General features: G+C 61.5%; 13 protein-coding genes. 5 read left to right on the top strand and 8 right to left on the bottom strand.

Going from position 1 to position 15957, the window contains the following annotated elements:
* Positions 1–13 precede the first annotated feature (13 nt).
* Genes AACV02_RS20675 through AACV02_RS20665 form a run of 3 tightly spaced genes read right to left on the bottom strand, consistent with a single transcriptional unit; the run spans position 14 to position 3776 of the window.
* Complete coding sequence (locus tag AACV02_RS20675; protein WP_119741644.1) at positions 14–1309, bottom strand: NAD(P)/FAD-dependent oxidoreductase; 1296 nt, start codon at positions 1307–1309, stop codon at positions 14–16.
* On the bottom strand, positions 1306–2394 hold the full coding sequence (locus AACV02_RS20670; RefSeq protein ID WP_106580308.1) for a polyamine ABC transporter substrate-binding protein: 1089 nt from the start codon (positions 2392–2394) through the stop codon (positions 1306–1308). Before AACV02_RS20670 ends, AACV02_RS20675 begins: the two co-directional genes overlap by 4 nt.
* A gap of 23 nt (positions 2395–2417) precedes the next feature.
* Positions 2418–3776, bottom strand: a complete 1359-nt coding sequence (locus AACV02_RS20665; protein ID WP_119741642.1) for a glutamine synthetase family protein — start codon at positions 3774–3776, stop codon at positions 2418–2420.
* Positions 3777–3915: 139 nt separating this feature from the next.
* Here AACV02_RS20665 and AACV02_RS20660 point away from each other — a divergent pair, with 139 nt between their 5' ends.
* Both AACV02_RS20660 and AACV02_RS20655 read left to right on the top strand, forming a co-directional pair.
* On the top strand, positions 3916–4812 hold the full coding sequence (locus AACV02_RS20660) for a helix-turn-helix domain-containing protein (RefSeq protein ID WP_106580310.1): 897 nt from the start codon (positions 3916–3918) through the stop codon (positions 4810–4812).
* A 97-nt stretch (positions 4813–4909) separates the two neighbouring features.
* A complete protein-coding gene (locus AACV02_RS20655) occupies positions 4910–7072 on the top strand; it encodes a TonB-dependent siderophore receptor (protein ID WP_119741640.1) in 2163 nt (720 codons plus the stop codon).
* Here AACV02_RS20655 and AACV02_RS20650 read toward each other — a convergent pair.
* Complete coding sequence (locus AACV02_RS20650; RefSeq protein ID WP_119741638.1) at positions 7062–8192, bottom strand: MFS transporter; 1131 nt, start codon at positions 8190–8192, stop codon at positions 7062–7064. The genes AACV02_RS20655 and AACV02_RS20650 overlap by 11 nt on opposite strands.
* Positions 8193–8289: 97 nt before the next feature.
* On the opposite strand from AACV02_RS20650, the gene AACV02_RS20645 reads away from it, so the two are divergent.
* Entirely contained in the window at positions 8290–9060 is a 771-nt protein-coding gene (locus tag AACV02_RS20645; protein ID WP_106580313.1) for an AraC family transcriptional regulator, read from the top strand.
* Between the two features lie 4 nt (positions 9061–9064).
* Here AACV02_RS20645 and AACV02_RS20640 read toward each other — a convergent pair whose 3' ends face one another.
* Together AACV02_RS20640 and AACV02_RS20635 are read right to left on the bottom strand one after the other, a co-directional pair.
* Positions 9065–9502 carry a carboxymuconolactone decarboxylase family protein gene (locus AACV02_RS20640; protein ID WP_106580314.1) on the bottom strand — a complete coding sequence of 146 codons (438 nt, stop codon included), beginning with the start codon at positions 9500–9502 and terminating at the stop codon, positions 9065–9067.
* 121 nt (positions 9503–9623) lie between these two features.
* Positions 9624–10094 carry an Lrp/AsnC family transcriptional regulator gene (locus AACV02_RS20635; protein ID WP_106580315.1) on the bottom strand — a complete coding sequence of 157 codons (471 nt, stop codon included), beginning with the start codon at positions 10092–10094 and terminating at the stop codon, positions 9624–9626.
* A gap of 123 nt (positions 10095–10217) precedes the next feature.
* On the opposite strand from AACV02_RS20635, the gene AACV02_RS20630 reads away from it, so the two are divergent.
* Both AACV02_RS20630 and AACV02_RS20625 read left to right on the top strand, forming a co-directional pair.
* Positions 10218–11465 carry a methionine gamma-lyase gene (locus AACV02_RS20630; RefSeq protein WP_119741636.1) on the top strand — a complete coding sequence of 416 codons (1248 nt, stop codon included), beginning with the start codon at positions 10218–10220 and terminating at the stop codon, positions 11463–11465.
* 232 nt (positions 11466–11697) lie between these two features.
* Positions 11698–12375, top strand: coding sequence for a response regulator transcription factor (locus AACV02_RS20625; RefSeq protein WP_119741634.1), 678 nt, complete (start codon positions 11698–11700; stop codon positions 12373–12375).
* 56 nt (positions 12376–12431) lie between these two features.
* On the opposite strand, the gene AACV02_RS20620 is transcribed toward AACV02_RS20625, so the two are convergent.
* Positions 12432–14390 (bottom strand): MacB family efflux pump subunit, encoded by a 1959-nt coding sequence (locus tag AACV02_RS20620; protein ID WP_106580317.1) that lies wholly within the window; start codon positions 14388–14390, stop codon positions 12432–12434.
* Between the two features lie 3 nt (positions 14391–14393).
* Positions 14394–15545 carry a macrolide transporter subunit MacA gene (gene macA / locus AACV02_RS20615; RefSeq protein WP_106580318.1) on the bottom strand — a complete coding sequence of 384 codons (1152 nt, stop codon included), beginning with the start codon at positions 15543–15545 and terminating at the stop codon, positions 14394–14396.
* Positions 15546–15957: the final 412 nt, after the last annotated feature.

Below are 15957 nucleotides of genomic sequence, written 5' to 3'. Positions count from 1 at the left end.
GCTCCCACCCGGGTCAGCCAAACCTCTCGCGCAGGCGCAACCACAACATCCCCAGCGCCAACAGCGGCGAGCGCAAGGCCTTGCCGCCCGGAAACGTCATGTGCGGCACCTGGCTGAAAATATCCAGGCCCTGGCTGTGGCCCGCATGAATGGCTTCGGCCAAAAGCGTTGCACACCAGTGGGTCACGTTCAGTCCATGCCCGGAATAGCCCTGGGCATAGAACACATTCGGGTGCTGCTTGAGCCGCCCGACTTGCGCAAAGCGGTTGGCGGTAATGCCGATCTTGCCGCCCCACTGGAACTCGATGGCGGTACCCGCCAACTGCGGGAATACCTTGAGCATCTTGGGCTGCATATACGCGGCGATGTCCACCGGATCACGCCCGGAGTAATGGCACGCACCGCCGAACAACAGTCGGCGGTCGGCGGAAAGTCGGTAGTAATCCAGCCCGACTTTCTGGTCACACAGCGCCAGGTTCTGCGGGATCAATTGCTTGGCGACTGCCTCGGACAACGGCTCGGTGGCGATAATGTAGCTGCCCGCCGGCAGCACCTTGCCGCTCAAGCGCGGTTCCAGTTCATCCAGGTGCGCATTGCACGCCAGCACCAAGTGGGCGGCGCGCACCGTGCCAGCGGCGCAGCGCACTTGCACGGTGTCGCCGTGGATCAGTTCGACGACCTGGGTGCGCTCGAAAATCCGCACCCCCAGCGACTCGGCCACCTGCGCCTCGCCGAGCACCAGATTCAGCGGGTGCAGGTGGCCAGAGCCCATGTCCACCAAGCCACCGGCATAGACCATCGAACCGACCACCTGCTGCATGTCCTGCGCTTCGACCAGCCGAGTTTCATGGGCATACCCAAACGCCGCAAGGCGTTGCTGCTCGCCCTTGAACGCAGCGAATTGCGCCGTGGTATTGGCCAGTTCGCAAAAGCCCCAGCGCAGATCGCAGTCAATGCTGTGCTGAAGAATGCGCTCGCCTACCAGCGCCACCGAATCAATCCCGGCCCGCTCCAGGTAACGCACGCCCTCCTCGCCTACGTACCTGGCGAACCCCGACACGTCATGGCCGATGCCACGAATCAACTGCCCGCCATTACGCCCGCTGGCACCCCAGCCGATGCGCCGGGCCTCCAGCAGAATCACCGAGAGCCCGCGCTGGGCCAGCTCGATGGCCGTGTTGACCCCGGTAAAACCGCCGCCGATCACGCACACATCGGCGCTCAGGTCGGTGCCCAGCGATGGACGCTCAGGCATGGCATTGGCCGAAGCACGGTAATAGGACCGGGCGTGGTCACTGGATGAAATCATTTGTTGGTCTTCACTTTGCTCCAGGCGCGGGTCATCAGGCGCATGGTCGCCGGGGTCGGCGTGGTGGAAATGTAGAGTTTGTCGAGCACTTCCTGCGACGGGTACACCTCAGGGTTGTTCACCAGTTCCGGCGCCATGAACGGCTTGGCGGCGGGGTTGGCATTGGCGTAGCCGACCGAGGCACTGACCTTGGCGATCACTTCGGGGTCGAGCAAATAGTTGATGAACGCGTGGGCTTCTTTCGGGTTGCTGGCATCGGCCGGAATCGCCAGCAAGTCGAACCACAGGTTGGAGCCTTCCTTGGGAATTGAGTAGGCGATGTTCACACCGTTTTTGGCTTCCTTGGCGCGGTTGGCGGCCTGGAACACGTCGCCGGAATACCCGAAGGCCACGCAGATATCGCCGTTGGCCAGATCCGAGATGTACTTGGAGGAATGGAAATACGTGATGTACGGGCGCAGTGTCAGCAGCTTGGCTTCGGCCTGTTTGTAGTCCTCGGGGTTCTCGCTGCGCGGGTCCTTGCCCATGTAATTGAGGATCGCCGGGAACAGCTCGTCCGCCGAATCGAGGAAGGCGACGCCGCACTCGTGGAGTTTTTTGATGTTCTCGGGTTCGAACAGCACCGCCCACGAATCGATATGGTCGATGCCCAGCACTTGCTTGACCTTGTCGACGTTGTAGCCGATACCATTGGTGCCCCACAGGTAGGGCACCGAATGCGCATTGCCCGGGTCGTTTTTCTCCAGCAGCTTGAGCAGTTTGGGGTCGAGGTTCTTGAAGTTCGGCAGCTGCGAGCGGTCGAGCTTGAGGAACGCGCCGGCCTTCACCTGGCGCGCCAGGAAGTGGTTGGACGGCACCACCACGTCATAGCCGGTGCGCCCCGCCAGCAACTTGCCCTCCAGGGTTTCGTTGGAATCGAAGACGTCGTAGACCACTTTGATCCCGGTCTTGGCCTGGAAATCAGCCAAGGTGGTCTCACCGATGTAGTCGGTCCAGTTGTAGACGCTGACCGTCGGCGCGGCTTGGCTGGCACTGCTGAACGCGGCCACCAGGGCCAGCGGGAGAAGCTTTTTCACAAGACGCATATCGACACCCCTTTTGAGTTTTTTTAGACGCTCAACAGCAGGAACTCACGTTCCCAGGAACTGATCACCCGCTTGAAATTCTCATGTTCGGCGCGTTTGACTGCCACGTAGCCGCGCACGAACTTCTCGCCCAGGTATTGCTTGACCGTGTCGCAATCCTCCATCCGCGCCAGCGCGTCTTCGAGGGTGAACGGCAGGCGCAGGTTGCGGCGCTCGTAGGCGCGCCCTTCCACCGGGGCGCTCGGCTCGATCTTTTCGATCATGCCCAGGTAGCCGCACAACAAGCTGGCCGCAATTGCCAAGTATGGGTTGGCGTCCGCGCCCGGCAAACGGTTCTCCACGCGCATTGCCTCGGGGCTGGAAGTGGGCACGCGCAGGCCGACGGTGCGGTTTTCTTCGCCCCACTCCACGTTGACCGGCGCCGAGGTGTCCGGCAGGAAGCGGCGGAACGAATTCACGTTCGGCGCGAACATCGGCAGCAGCTTTGGGATGTACGTCTGCAACCCGCCGATGTGGTGCAAGAACAGCTGGCTCATCGTGCCGTCGGCATCGACAAACACCGGTTTGCCGGTGGCGATGTCCACCACGCTCTGGTGCAGGTGCATGGCGCTGCCGGGCTCGTCGGCCACCGGCTTGGCCATGAAGGTGGCGGCCACGTTGTGCTTGAGCGCGGCTTCGCGCAGGGTGCGTTTGAACACGGTGATCTGGTCGGCCAGGTGCAGGGCATCGCCGTGGCGGAAGTTGATTTCCATCTGCGCCGGGCCGTCTTCGTGGATCAACGTGTCGAGGTCCAGGCCCTGCAGCTCGCACCAGTCGTAGACGTCTTCGAACAGCGGATCGAATTCGTTGGCGGCGTCGATGGAAAATGACTGGCGGCCGGTTTCGGCGCGACCGGAGCGGCCCACCGGGGTTTTCAACGGCAGGTCCGGATCTTCGCAGCGCTGGGTCAGGTAGAACTCCATTTCCGGCGCCACAATCGGCTGCCAGCCTTGCTCGGTATACAGCTGCAGCACCTTTTTCAGCACGTTGCGCGGCGACAGCTCAATCGGGTTGCCCTGCTTGTCATAGGTGTCGTGGATCACAATCGCGGTGGGCTCGATAGCCCACGGCACCACGTACGTGGCGTTGGACACCGGGCGGCAGATCATGTCGATGTCGGCCGGGTCGAGCAGGTCGTAATAGATATCGTCGTCGACAAAGTCCCCGGTCACCGTTTGCAGCAACACACTTTCCGGCAGGCGCATGCCTCGCTCATGCAGGAACTTGTTGGTGGGCGCAATCTTGCCGCGTGCGATGCCAGTCAAATCACTGATCACGCATTCGACTTCGGTAATCTTGTGTTCTTTCAGCCAGGCGGACAGCTGATCGAAGGGGGCGTTCATAAGGACCTCGTCATGGGTTGGGTGCATGCGCCGGCTTGTACTCGCGGCGCATTGAGGTCTATCTTGATGCCGCCGCCCTGCGGCATCTATCCACTTTGCACCAACCACAACGCACCAATAGAGTGCGCCCAGGTTACCCATGACACAGGCAACAGCTTTGCGCGTACAGGCTTTCACTACCGGTGATGTGGCCGCTCAATGCAGTGCGACACCCGGTTGGGTGCAGCAGTATCAGCAGATGTCCCCAGGGCATTTTGCCGGGCAGATCCGTTACCTCGACCTGCAAGGCGTGCAGGTGTACGAAGAGTGCATGAACACGCGCGTGGAGCAGAACTTCAACGCGCCGCCCGGTGCATTGGCGTTCTGTTTCGATGGCAGCGACAACGCGCTGTACCTGCTCAATGGCGAAAGCCGCAACACCTGGATCACCCCGGAAAACTACCGCGAAGTGGCCGTGGTGTTCGGCCCGCAGTTCGTGCAGCGCCATGGCCTGGATGTGGCCAAACTCGAAGGCCTGTTCATGGCCCCGCTGACCTGTCAGCAGAATGCGCTGTTCACCCGTTGGCTCAGCGGCACCCTGACGCGGTTGTCTGCCACACTCGACCCGATCAGCCGCGATGCCCTCACCCAGCAGTTGCTCGACGATTGCCTGTTCATCCTCGACAACGCCTGCGTGTGCCTGGACCGCGGCTCATTGCAGCGACGCAGCGAGGAACGCCTGCTGATGGCGCGCATCGGCGAGTGGGCAGCGGATGCGCCGGATGAAACCGTCAACTTGCTGGAGTTGGCGCAAATCGCCGGTGTGCCGCTGCGCCAGTTACAGCAAGGCTTCAAGACCTACACCGGAATGAGCCCGGCGCAGTGGTTGCGGCTGCGCCGCTTGAACGGGGCGCGGCGCGAGCTGTTAACCGCAGCCGACACCACCGTGGCCGAAGTCGCGATGAACTGGTCGTTCTGGCATTTGGGGCGGTTTTCGAATAGCTACCGCGCATTGTTCAAGGAACTGCCCAGTGAAACCCTGAAGCGCTCCAGCTGAAAGATGGGACGACAGAACCGTTCTCAGTAACTTGTAAAACCCCGCACTTCCCCCTAGCTTATGCGCCCCTCGTCCTGCGCTATAAGGCCCTGCCTCCATGGTTTTGCGTTTTCGTCCTGCCGTTCACTCACGTTTCGCCCTCGGCCTGCTGCTCAGCGGCGGCATCGGTAGCAGCCTGGCGGCTGAAATTGAGCTGCCGGCGGTGAACGTCCAGGGCCAGGACGAGTCCGGCTACCGCAGTGAAACCGCATCGGTCGGCGGCTTCGATGAGGCGCCGTTGCTGGACACCCCGGCCTCGATCACGGTGATCAACGCCGCGCTGATCAAGGACCAGCAAGCGCGCCTGCTCAGCGAAGTGCTGCGCAACGATGCCTCGGTCGGCGACAGCTATGCACCGATTGGTTATTACGAAAACTTCGTGGTGCGCGGCTTCTCGCTCAATGCGGCAAGCAGCTACAAGATCAATGGGCGTACCATCACCGGCGAGCAGAACGTCGCCCTCGAAAACAAACAGCAAGTGGAAGTGCTCAAGGGCCTGGCCGGTTTGCAGAGCGGCATTGCCGAGCCCAGCGGAGTGATCAACTACGTGACCAAACGCCCGCAAGACGTGCGCTCGGTCACGGTGTCCACCGACGATCGCGGCAGCGGTTACATCGCCACCGATGTCGGCGGCTGGTTCGGCAGCGAGCAGCAGTTTGGCCTGCGCGCCAACGTGGCCCATGAAGACCTCAACAGCTATGTGGAGCACGCCAATGGCCAGCGCGATTTCGTGTCCCTGGCGTTCGACTGGACTATCAGCCCCGACGCCGTGCTGCAACTGGATGCGGAATACCAGAACAAGCAACAGCGCTCGGTGCCGGGTTATCAACTGCTGGGCGGAACCGAGGTGCCCCACGATGCCTCGCCGAAAAAACTGCTGGGGCACCAGAGTGGTTCCAAACAGGTGGGCATCGACTCGCTGAACCTCAACGGCAAGTTCGAATACCGTTTCAGCGATCAGTGGAAAGGCACTCTCAGCGCCGCGCGCAGCAAGGTGGTGATTGATGACTACAGCGCGTTTGCCTGGGGCTGTTATGGCTCGACCAGCTGTAGTTCATCGAGCGTGCCCAACCATTTCAGCCCCGAAGGCAACTACGACGTCTACGACTATCGCAGCCCCGACGACACCCGCCGCGACGATGAAGTGCAGGCGGCGATGACCGGGCTGTTCGACACCGCAGGCATCGGCCATGAGCTGACCTTGGGCACCAGCGCGTTTCGCCGGGTGATCGACAAGCGCAAATCGGTCAATGAGTCCATTGGCACCAGCAACATCGACGCCGACTCATCGACATTCGCGCCCACTGACGTGCCGCTCAATGATAGCCACCGCAACCTCGACAGCCGCCAGTACGGGCTGTTCGTCACCGACCGAATTCGCTTCAACGAGCAATGGCAAACCATTCTTGGCGGCCGTGAAGTGCGCCTGGATGAAAAAGCCTATGACGATAATGGCAACCAGGCTCGCCACACCCAGCAATACGTGTTCCTTCCTCAAGCTTCGTTGATTTACAAACCAGTGGAAAACATCTCGCTGTACACCAGCTACAGCAAAGGCCTGTCGCTGGGCGGCACGGCGCCTTGGTTCGCTGAAAACGCCGACGAAACTCTGGCTCCAACCGTCTCACGGCAAATCGAAGCCGGGGTCAAATACGACTGGCGCCGCATCAGTTTCGCCGCCGCCGTGTTCCAGACACGCCAAGCCTACCAATACGCCAAGCCCGACGGCGCCGGTCTGTTCACCTACGTGCAACAGGGCGAGCAGAAGAACACCGGATTGGAATTGTCGGCCAACGGCTGGGCCACCGACCGCCTGCAAATCGCAACCAGCGTGGCGGCGATTCGCGCGCGCGTGAGCAACAGCGGCACGCCGGAATACGAAGGCCATCAGGCGATCAACGTGCCCACATTGCGCGCCAGCGTGTACGCCGACTACGCGTTGCCGTGGGTGAACGGTCTGGCGCTGCTCGGTGGTGTGCAATACAGCGCCAAGAAATACGCCAACCGCACCGGCAATGTTGAGGTAGGGGATTATGCAGTGGTCAATGTCGGTAGCCGCTACACCACCAAAGTCGACGGCTATGAAACCGTGTTTCGCCTGAGCGTCGACAACCTGTTCGACAAGCGTTACTGGCGCGACGCCGGCGAATACATGGGCGATGACTACCTGTTCCAGGGCGCGCCGCTGACGGCGCGCCTGAGTGCTTCGGTCAACTTCTGAACACTCGCGGCGCTGCCAGACACAGCGCCGCGAAGCCACAGATCAACAGGCTCCAGCCCAGGTTCTGGGCCCAGGCCACCAGCCCAAGCCCGGCGCCGATCATCAAGTAATACAGCAAGCCGAACACTGCGGCGGCCGTGCCAAGCCGGTCGGGATAGCGCACCAGTGCGGCACCCAGCACATTCGGGATTGCCATGCCGAATGCCAGCACCACCAACAGCATCGGCCATACAAACAGCCAGCTGCCTTGCAGCAGCACGACGAGCAAGCCCCCCAGTGCCGCCAGGCCGGCGGCGGTCAGCACCAACTGCTCACCGTTCATGCCACGCTTGAGCAATCGCTTGTTCAGCCACGCCCCAAGCCCCGAACCCAGCGCCAGCAGCACGCCGCTGTAACCGAATTGGGCAGCGGACAAACCCAGCCGCGCAAAAATAAACGGCCCCACGCTGTAATAGCCGAACAGCGCAATATTGAACGCCGCTACCAGACCGACCGAGCGCCAGATTCCTGCGTCCCTGAGCATCAGGCCCAGCGTTTCGGGCAGCGACGCCGTCGACACTGAGGCAGGACGCGTCTCGGGCAAGGCCCACAGGCACCAGCCCCACAACGTCAGCGCCGCCAGCAGCAACCCGGCCAGCATGCCGCGATAACCGAAGTACTGCACCAGCGTCGCGCCACTGAACAAACCCAGCGCAGGACTCGCAGCCAGAGCGATGCCCATTATCGAAAACACCTGGGCCAACTGCGCACCGTGGAAACGATCGCGCAGCACGGTCTGCGTCACCACCGAGCCGACCGCCGCACCGAACGCCGCCAGCGCCTGGGCCAGTAACAAGGCATTGAACGTGGTCACACTCAAGGCCAATACCGACGCCGCCACATATAAGGCCAATCCGGCCAACATCACCGGCCGCCGCCCCCGGCGATCACACAGCCGGCCCCACACCACCACCCCGAATGCAAACGCCAGGAAATACACCGACAGGGTCTGCCCTGCCCGTTCGGGGCCCACCGCAAACGCTTCGCCGATATCACCCAGTGCCGGGCTGTAAAGGGTCTGGGCCAATTGCGGAAACATCAGCAACGCCACGGTCAGCACCAGCAGGTTTTGAACTTTCATTGACGACTCCCTCGTATGAACAACGCGAGGAGTTTAAGGACTGGCAACTGGGGTATTATCCAAACTTCGCCATTTTATCGATCAAATCGGACAACCTATGGCCTGGCTTGCCGCCGACGCGTCTTTCGACCCCGACCGCCTCCCGGCGCCGGTCATCGGCATCGCCGCGCTGCTCGGCGACCACGACTCCGGCCTGCATCGCCACCAGCGCGGGCAACTATTGTTTACCCAACAGGGTTGCACCCGCATCACCCTCGACAACCAACTGTGCCTGCTGCCGCCCTCCCGCGCGGCATGGATCCCCTGCGGTGTGCCCCATCGCGCGGTGATGCACAAAACCGTGGATTACCGGTCGGTCTACCTGAGCCCGGCATTGGCTGATCAGTTGCCCAAGCAGGTGCGGGTCATCGAAGTCAGCGCCTTGCTGCGGGCGGTGCTGGAGCCCATGGCAATGGCGCCGTTCGAGACCGATTGGCACGCCGGTCGGCATGCCCACCTACTGGGGTTGTGCCTGGATGAAATCCAGCAAGCCGCCGAGCAACCGATGCTCCTGCCCTTGCCGCAGGACAAGCGCCTGGCCCCGTTGCTGGCCGATCTCGACAGGTTGCCGCCAACGCTGCAAGCGCTGGAAAAACAAATTGGCGCCAGCACCAAGACCATCGGCCGGATTTTCCTGCGGGAAACCGGCCTCGGGTATCAGCAATGGCGCCAGCAGTGGCGCTTGATGCGGGTCATCGAACTGCTCGCCACCGGGCGCAGCCTGGGTTACTGCGCTTTCGCGCTGGGCTTTGCCAGTGACAGTGCGTTGATCGCCTTTTTCAAGGGCATGACCGGCACCACGCCACGTGGGTATTTCAAATCAAGCTGAAGGCTTACTTGGGCATCTTGCGAAAGCCCACGGCCAAGCGGTTCCAGCTGTTGATGGTGGCGATGGCCACGCTCAAATCGACCTGCTCCTGGGCGCTGAACTCGGCGGCCAGCGCATTGTAGTCTTCGTCTGCGGCGTGGGTCTGGCTGATCAGGGTGAGGCTTTCGGCCCAGGCCAGGGCGGCACGCTCACGTGGGGTGAAAAACGGCGTTTCACGCCAGGCCGACACGGTGTACAAGCGGCGCTCGGTTTCGCCGCCCTTGCGGGCGTCGGCGGTGTGCATGTCGAGGCAGAAGGCGCAGCCGTTGATCTGCGAGACGCGCAGGCGCACCAGTTCCAGCAGCGGGAGTTCCAGGGACAGTTTGCCGACAGCGGCTTCCAGGGCGAGCATGGCTTTCATGGCATCCGGGGAAGCGGTGTAGAAATCGGTACGGGTTTGCATGGTGATACTCCAGAACGGTGGGGATTGATGGCTAGAGTAGTCACCGTGAGTGCCTGGAGAAATATCCAATTGCGGGGAAGATTGGGTGGCCAATGTGGCGCCCGTGCGGGAAGGTAAACGATCACCCCGGCAACGGAATCACCCGCAGCCGCCTGACCGACTTGTACGAAAAGCTCGAATAGATCTCCTTGACGCAAGGCAACGTTTGCAACACCTCGCGCGCAAACTCCCCGAACGACTCGAGGTCCTTGGCCACCACCTCAAGTAAAAAGTCATAACGCCCGGACACGTTATGGCACGCCACAATCTCGGGAATTTCCAACAGCCGCTGCTCAAACGCGCGGGCGATTTCCTGAGTATGACTTTCCATCATGATGCTCACAAACGCGGTCACCCCATACCCCAGCGCCTTGGGCGACAGGATCGCCTGGTAGCCGCTGATCACCCCGCTCTCTTCCAGGCTGCGCACCCTGCGCCAACACGGCGAGGTGGTCAGCGCCACCCGGTCAGCCAGTTCGGCCACCGTCAGCCGGGCATTGCCTTGCAGCGCGTTTAAAAGTGCTTTATCGGTGCGATCCAGACTCACGGGCATAATGTGCCTCTATTCATTGTTTTTATCGACGTTTCGACCCTTAACCCGCGCATTACCAGCAAACTTTGCAACGTTCATCTTTGGTTATGAGCATAGCATCGTAGGAAATAAGGAGAGTGCGACATGAACAATAAACAAACTGCATTCGGCTTTTCCACTCGCGCCATCCACCACGGCTATGACCCCAAGGACCACCACGGCGCCCTGGTGCCGCCGATCTATCTGTCTGCCACGTTTGCATTCCCCACGGTCGAATACGGCGCTGCCTGCTTTGCCGGTGAAGCCAGCGGCCACTTCTATACGCGCATCTCCAACCCGACCCTGGCGCTGCTGGAGTCGCGCATGGCCACCCTGGAAAACGGCGAGGCCGCCGTGGCGTTCAGTTCCGGCATGGGCGCGATTGCCGCGACGTTCTGGACCCTGTTGCGTCCCGGCGATGAGGTGATTGTCAGCCAGACCCTCTACGGCTGCACGTTCGCCCTGCTGCACCATGGCATCGGCGAATTCGGCATCAAGGTGCGCCACGTCGACCTGACCGACCTGGCGGCCTTGCGCGCGGCGCTTTGCCCCGCGACCCGCATGATCTACTGCGAGACGCCGGCCAACCCCAACTTGCGCCTGGTGGACATTGCGGCGGTCGCCGCGCTTGCCCACCAGCAGCCCAACGTTACCGTGGTGGTCGACAACACTTACTGCACGCCCTACCTGCAACGGCCTCTGGAACTGGGCGCCGACGTGGTGGTGCACTCGGCGACCAAGTACCTCAGTGGCCATGGCGATATCACCGCCGGTATCGCCGTGAGCAACCAGGCCCTGGCGCAGCGCATTCGCCTGCAAGGCCTCAAGGACCTGACCGGCGCGGTGATGTCACCGCAGGATGCGTCGTTGCTGATGCGCGGCCTCAAGACATTGGCCCTGCGCATGGACCGCCATTGCAGCAATGCCCTGGCGGTGGCCGAGGCGCTGCAGGCACACCCGGCCGTGCAGTGGGTGACCTACCCCGGGTTGCGCTCTTTCCCACAATACGAATTGGCGGCGCGGCAGATGAAGCAGTCCGGCGGCATGATCGCCTTTGAACTCAAGGGCGGCATTGCAAGCGGCCGCCGCTTCATGAACGCCCTCAACGTGTTCACCCGTGCGGTCAGCCTGGGCGATGCCGAATCACTGGCCCAGCACCCGGCCAGCATGACCCACTCCACCTACACGCCCGAAGAACGTGCGCAACACGGCATCAGCGAAGGCCTTGTGCGTTTATCGGTCGGGCTGGAGGACATCGCCGACCTCCTGGAGGATGTCCATCAAGCCCTGGCCAAGTGCACCCGCACCGTCGCACCCCGCCAGGCCTTGGTAGAAGAGCACAGCGTGAAATAATCCTTGGGCACCCACCAACGCTTTCCTACAAACGGTGGTCGGACTGGTCTGACCATCGTTATGCGTTTTTAATCTGATTTTTTCCAGATTGGATCCCCATGCTTTCGCCAGGCTGTACTAGCATAGGTTCTCGACGGGTGCATTATCACTGCAGGTTATTCACCCTGGTTACCTTCTTAAATCCCGTCGCGATAAGGCTGAATACCTGCACTCGAAACTCATGGACGAATTGATGAACTCACACCTGTTCCCACATATAGGCAAGGTCATCGCCAGCACCGGCAGTCGCCATTTCCCACGCATGCTGCATGACCTCATCCTGACTCAACTGGCAGTGGACGCCACCCATATCACGCAATTGCGGGTCAGTGCCGAAGGCCACACTCGCCGCAGGATCAGCCCGGTCTACACCGATTCGGTAGCCGCATTGGGTGAAGAACAACCCGCCGCTCAACTGCACCTCACGCGCCGCAGGGACGATGTGCGCTATGTGCTGTCGGTGTACCGCTCGCACCAGTCAGAAAGCTTTTCGCCGCAGGAACGCAGCATGCTGCAGGACTTCTCCACGCTGCTGCTGCCCATGGTCGAAAAACACATCACCGCGATCCAGCCTTGCCGCCCGACCAGCGAACCGCTGATGCCGGAAAACCAGGGCATCGAAACCCTGCGCCGGCGCATTGAAGAACGTCTGGTGCAATCGGGCCTGACGCTTTCCAACCGCGAACTCGAAGTGTGCGTCGGCCTGCTGGCCGGGCGTACCGCACCGCAATTGGCAGAGCAACTGGCACTCAAGGTCAACACCATCGAGAGCTACCTCAAACGCGCGGCGATCAAGCTAGGCATCAGCGGGCGGCATTCGTTGTTGCGGTGGATGTACGCGACCGAGGAAGGCACGCTCACCACCCTGTGAATCACCCAAAAACCTGTGGGAGCTGGCGTGCCTGCTCCCACATTTGACCGCTGCCGTCAGTCCCTGGCCAACGCCTCAATCGGGTCCAGCCGCGCCGCATTCCTGGCCGGGACAAAGCCAAACACAATGCCGATCAGGGTCGAACACGCAAACGCGGTGATGATCGAGCCCAGGGAAAACACCATTTCCCATTCCTTCACAAACAATGAAAACAGATAGCCGATCGCAAAGGACAACGAGATCCCGATCATCCCGCCGATCAAACACACCATCACCGCCTCCACCAGAAACTGCTGGCGGATGTCCGACTGGCGCGCGCCCACAGCCATGCGAATACCAATCTCGCGCGTCCGCTCGGTCACCGACACCAGCATGATGTTCATCACCCCGATACCGCCCACCAGCAGCGAAATCACCGCGATCAGCGACAACAGCAGCGCCAGCGAGCGGCTGGTTTTCTGCACCGTTTGCATGATGCTGTCGAGGTTATTGGTGAAAAAATCCTTGGTGCCGTGACGTTGCAGCATGAGTTTATTGACGTTTTCTTCCACCACTTTGCTCGGCTGGCCGTCCTTGATGCGCACGGTGATGCTGTCCAGATGGCGCTGGCCCAACAGACGCCCCGCCGCCGTCTCATAAGGCACCCACACGTTCAGCGCCTTGCTGGCGGCAAACATGTTTTTGTTGTCGGCCGTCACACCAATCACCGTGCACGGCAGATTGCCGACCAGGATCACCTGGCCCAACGGGTCCACATTCGGTCCGAACAAGCGATGTCGGGTGTTGTGGTCGATCACCACCACCTGGGCCTGGCGCCGCGCGTCGCTTTCGCTGAAGGCAATCCCGGCTTCCAGCTTCAATCCCTTCACTTTGAAGTAGCGGTCGCTGACGCCATTGACCTGCGCATCCAGGTCGATATTGCCAAAGCGCAGCAGCAGGTTGCGGCCCACCACCGGCGTGGCGCTGTCGACGTAATACAGCTGGTTCAACGCCTCCACGTCCGAGGGCATCAATGTTTCGATGGCGGAGGCGCGGCTGTCACCAAAACTGGTGCCGGAAAAGATATCGATGGTGTTGCTGCCAATCGCCTGGATGTCCTTGAGCACGTAACGCTTGGCGCCCTCACCAATGGCTGAGATCGACACCACCGAGGTGATGCCGATGACAATCCCGAGCATCGTCAGCAGGGTGCGCATGCGATGGGAAATCAATGCCACCCAGGCCATGTTGAATGCTTCCTTGAACAACCCCAGGCTCGCCACCAGACGCCGTGCACCGCTGCGCCGGGTCTCGATGGGCGCCTCAGCGGGCACCTCCAGGCCGACGCTGTCGTTGGCCTTGTCGCTGACAATCTCACCGTCACACACCTCAACAATGCGCTGGGCATTGGCGGCCACCTTGGGGTCGTGGGTGACGATAATCACTGTGTGTCCGGCGGCGTGCAGCTCGGCGAGGATGCGCATCACCTCCTTGCCGCTGTGGGTGTCGAGGGCGCCGGTGGGTTCGTCGGCGAGAATCACTTCACCGCCGTTCATCAACGCGCGGGCGATGCTCACGCGCTGTTGCTGGCCGCCGGAAAGCTGGCTCGGCCGGTGGCTGGTGTGCCCCGCCAGGCCCAGGCGGGTGAGCAAATCCCGCGCGCGGCTGTGGCGTTGCGTCTCTGGCGTGCCGGCGTAGATCGCCGGCATTTCCACGTTGTGCAAGGCGCTCAGGTGCGCGAGCAAGTGGTAGCGCTGGAAGATAAAACCGAAGTAATCGCGGCGCAGTTCCGCCAGTTGCTCATCGCCGAGCGAGCGGGTTTCGATGCCATTGATTTTGTAGCTGCCGGCGGTGGCGTAGTCCAGGCCTCCGAGGATGTTCATCAGCGTGGATTTACCCGAGCCCGAGGCGCCGATGATCGCGACCATTTCTCCGGCATGGATGGTCAAGTCGATGCCCTTGAGCGCGATGAATTCGCGCTCGCCGGCCATGAAACTGCGGGTGATGCCCTTGAGTTCCAACAGTGGTTGGGTCATGCGTCAGTTCCCCGCCGCAACAGGCGATGCGTCACCGATCACGACCTTATCGCCCTCGACCAGGCCGTCCAGAATCTGCACTTTGACGTTGTTGTTGATCCCGGTCTTCACATCCCGCGACACGGCTTTGCCCTTGGCATCCAGCACGCGCAGCGGGTAGCTGCCATCAGCGTTGCGCGACCCGAGTGCCGCCACCGGCACCATCAGCGCGGCCTGGGCGGTGTCGAGCACGATACGCACCTGAGCGGTCATGGCGATGCGCAGGCGATGGTCAGGGTTGGGCACGTCGAACAGCGCGTTGTAGAACACCGCGGTGTTCTGCTTGGGCGTGCCGGCGGTCTGGGTTTCGAGGAAGTTCTGCGGCGCCGGCTCGGTCCCGCGCAGCTTGGCGTAGTAGCGCTTGTCGGCCTCGCCGAGGATGGTGAAATACACCTGCTGGCCCGGGCTGATGTGGATCACATCCGCCTCGGACACCTGCGCCTTGACGGTCATGGTGTCCAGGTCCGCCAGCTTGAGCAGCACCGGCGCCAGCTGGTTGGCGATCACGGTCTGGCCTTCCTGGGTGACGATGCCGACCACATCCCCGTCAATGGGCGCGACGATGCGGGTATAGGCCAGGTTGACCTTGGCGGTGTCGATCTGGATGTGCGCACTCTTGATCTGCGCATCCAGGGACAGCAGGTTGGCTTGCTGCACCTGGAAGGTGGATTCCGCGTCTTCAAAATCCTGACGCGACACCGACTCGTCGATCTGCAAGCCTTTGTAGCGCTCGTAGACGGACTTGGCCTGCTTGAGCTGCGCCGCCGTGGCGCGGCGCTGGGCCTGCAGGTTCTCTTCATCGACCTGGGCTTTGCGCAAGGTGTTTTGCAGGATCAGCGGGTCGATTTCGGCGAGCCATTGGCCTTTTTTGACCTTGTCACCGACCTTCACCTTGAGCGACTTCAACTGCCCCGAAACCTGTGCGCCGACGTCAACCTGTTTGATGCCTTCGAGCACGCCCGTGGCCAATACGGCATTTTCGATATCGCCCCGTTCAGCCGTGGCGGTGAGGTATTGCGGTGTGTCGGCGGGCGCTTGCACCGTGTACACGACAAGGCCGATGGCAACCGCCAATACCGCGAGCATTCCGAGTTTGCGAAACGTTGACTTATCCATAAATGACCATAAAAAGATGAAGAGGGTCTGAAGCGAAAACGGCCTGGCGTGGCCGCTGGATTACCTGTGGTTGCTGAGTGTCTGGCGCCCTACGTCGGGCTGATACGCCGCTGTCGCAGGCAAGCCAGCTCCCACCTCAGGAGCGCCACGCGTCAGGAACAGATCGAGCGGCTCTTGATTGGCTTTTGACCTTGATCTTGCTCTGAGGCGCCCCGTTAAACCACGCTGGCCGAACGCAGGCTTTGGAGCGTGGGTAACCCGGCAGGACGCCGGGTTAGCCGCGTTGGGCCAAGGATGGCCCATCGCGGCGGCCCACGCTCCAAAGCCTGCATGAGGGCACACCGAGCCAAAGCGAGGTGCCGAGTGGTGGGGCGAAGACCTTTTGGTTACTTTTGTGTCTTTACAAAAGTGA

The organism is Pseudomonas sp. Larv2_ips (assembly GCF_963879675.1).
Lineage (GTDB): Bacteria > Pseudomonadota > Gammaproteobacteria > Pseudomonadales > Pseudomonadaceae > Aquipseudomonas.
This window is presented reverse-complemented; position numbering and strand designations above follow the sequence as displayed.

Coding starts and splice junctions, on each gene's coding strand:
- AACV02_RS20625 (WP_119741634.1), top strand. CDS start 11,698: ATGAACTCACACCTGTTCCCACATATAGGCAAGGTCATCGCCAGCACC.
- macA (WP_106580318.1), bottom strand. CDS start 15,545: ATGGATAAGTCAACGTTTCGCAAACTCGGAATGCTCGCGGTATTGGCG.
- AACV02_RS20675 (WP_119741644.1), bottom strand. CDS start 1,309: ATGATTTCATCCAGTGACCACGCCCGGTCCTATTACCGTGCTTCGGCC.
- AACV02_RS20645 (WP_106580313.1), top strand. CDS start 8,290: ATGGCCTGGCTTGCCGCCGACGCGTCTTTCGACCCCGACCGCCTCCCG.
- AACV02_RS20640 (WP_106580314.1), bottom strand. CDS start 9,502: ATGCAAACCCGTACCGATTTCTACACCGCTTCCCCGGATGCCATGAAA.
- AACV02_RS20650 (WP_119741638.1), bottom strand. CDS start 8,192: ATGAAAGTTCAAAACCTGCTGGTGCTGACCGTGGCGTTGCTGATGTTT.
- AACV02_RS20665 (WP_119741642.1), bottom strand. CDS start 3,776: ATGAACGCCCCCTTCGATCAGCTGTCCGCCTGGCTGAAAGAACACAAG.
- AACV02_RS20670 (WP_106580308.1), bottom strand. CDS start 2,394: ATGCGTCTTGTGAAAAAGCTTCTCCCGCTGGCCCTGGTGGCCGCGTTC.
- AACV02_RS20660 (WP_106580310.1), top strand. CDS start 3,916: ATGACACAGGCAACAGCTTTGCGCGTACAGGCTTTCACTACCGGTGAT.
- AACV02_RS20655 (WP_119741640.1), top strand. CDS start 4,910: ATGGTTTTGCGTTTTCGTCCTGCCGTTCACTCACGTTTCGCCCTCGGC.
- AACV02_RS20630 (WP_119741636.1), top strand. CDS start 10,218: ATGAACAATAAACAAACTGCATTCGGCTTTTCCACTCGCGCCATCCAC.
- AACV02_RS20620 (WP_106580317.1), bottom strand. CDS start 14,390: ATGACCCAACCACTGTTGGAACTCAAGGGCATCACCCGCAGTTTCATG.
- AACV02_RS20635 (WP_106580315.1), bottom strand. CDS start 10,094: ATGCCCGTGAGTCTGGATCGCACCGATAAAGCACTTTTAAACGCGCTG.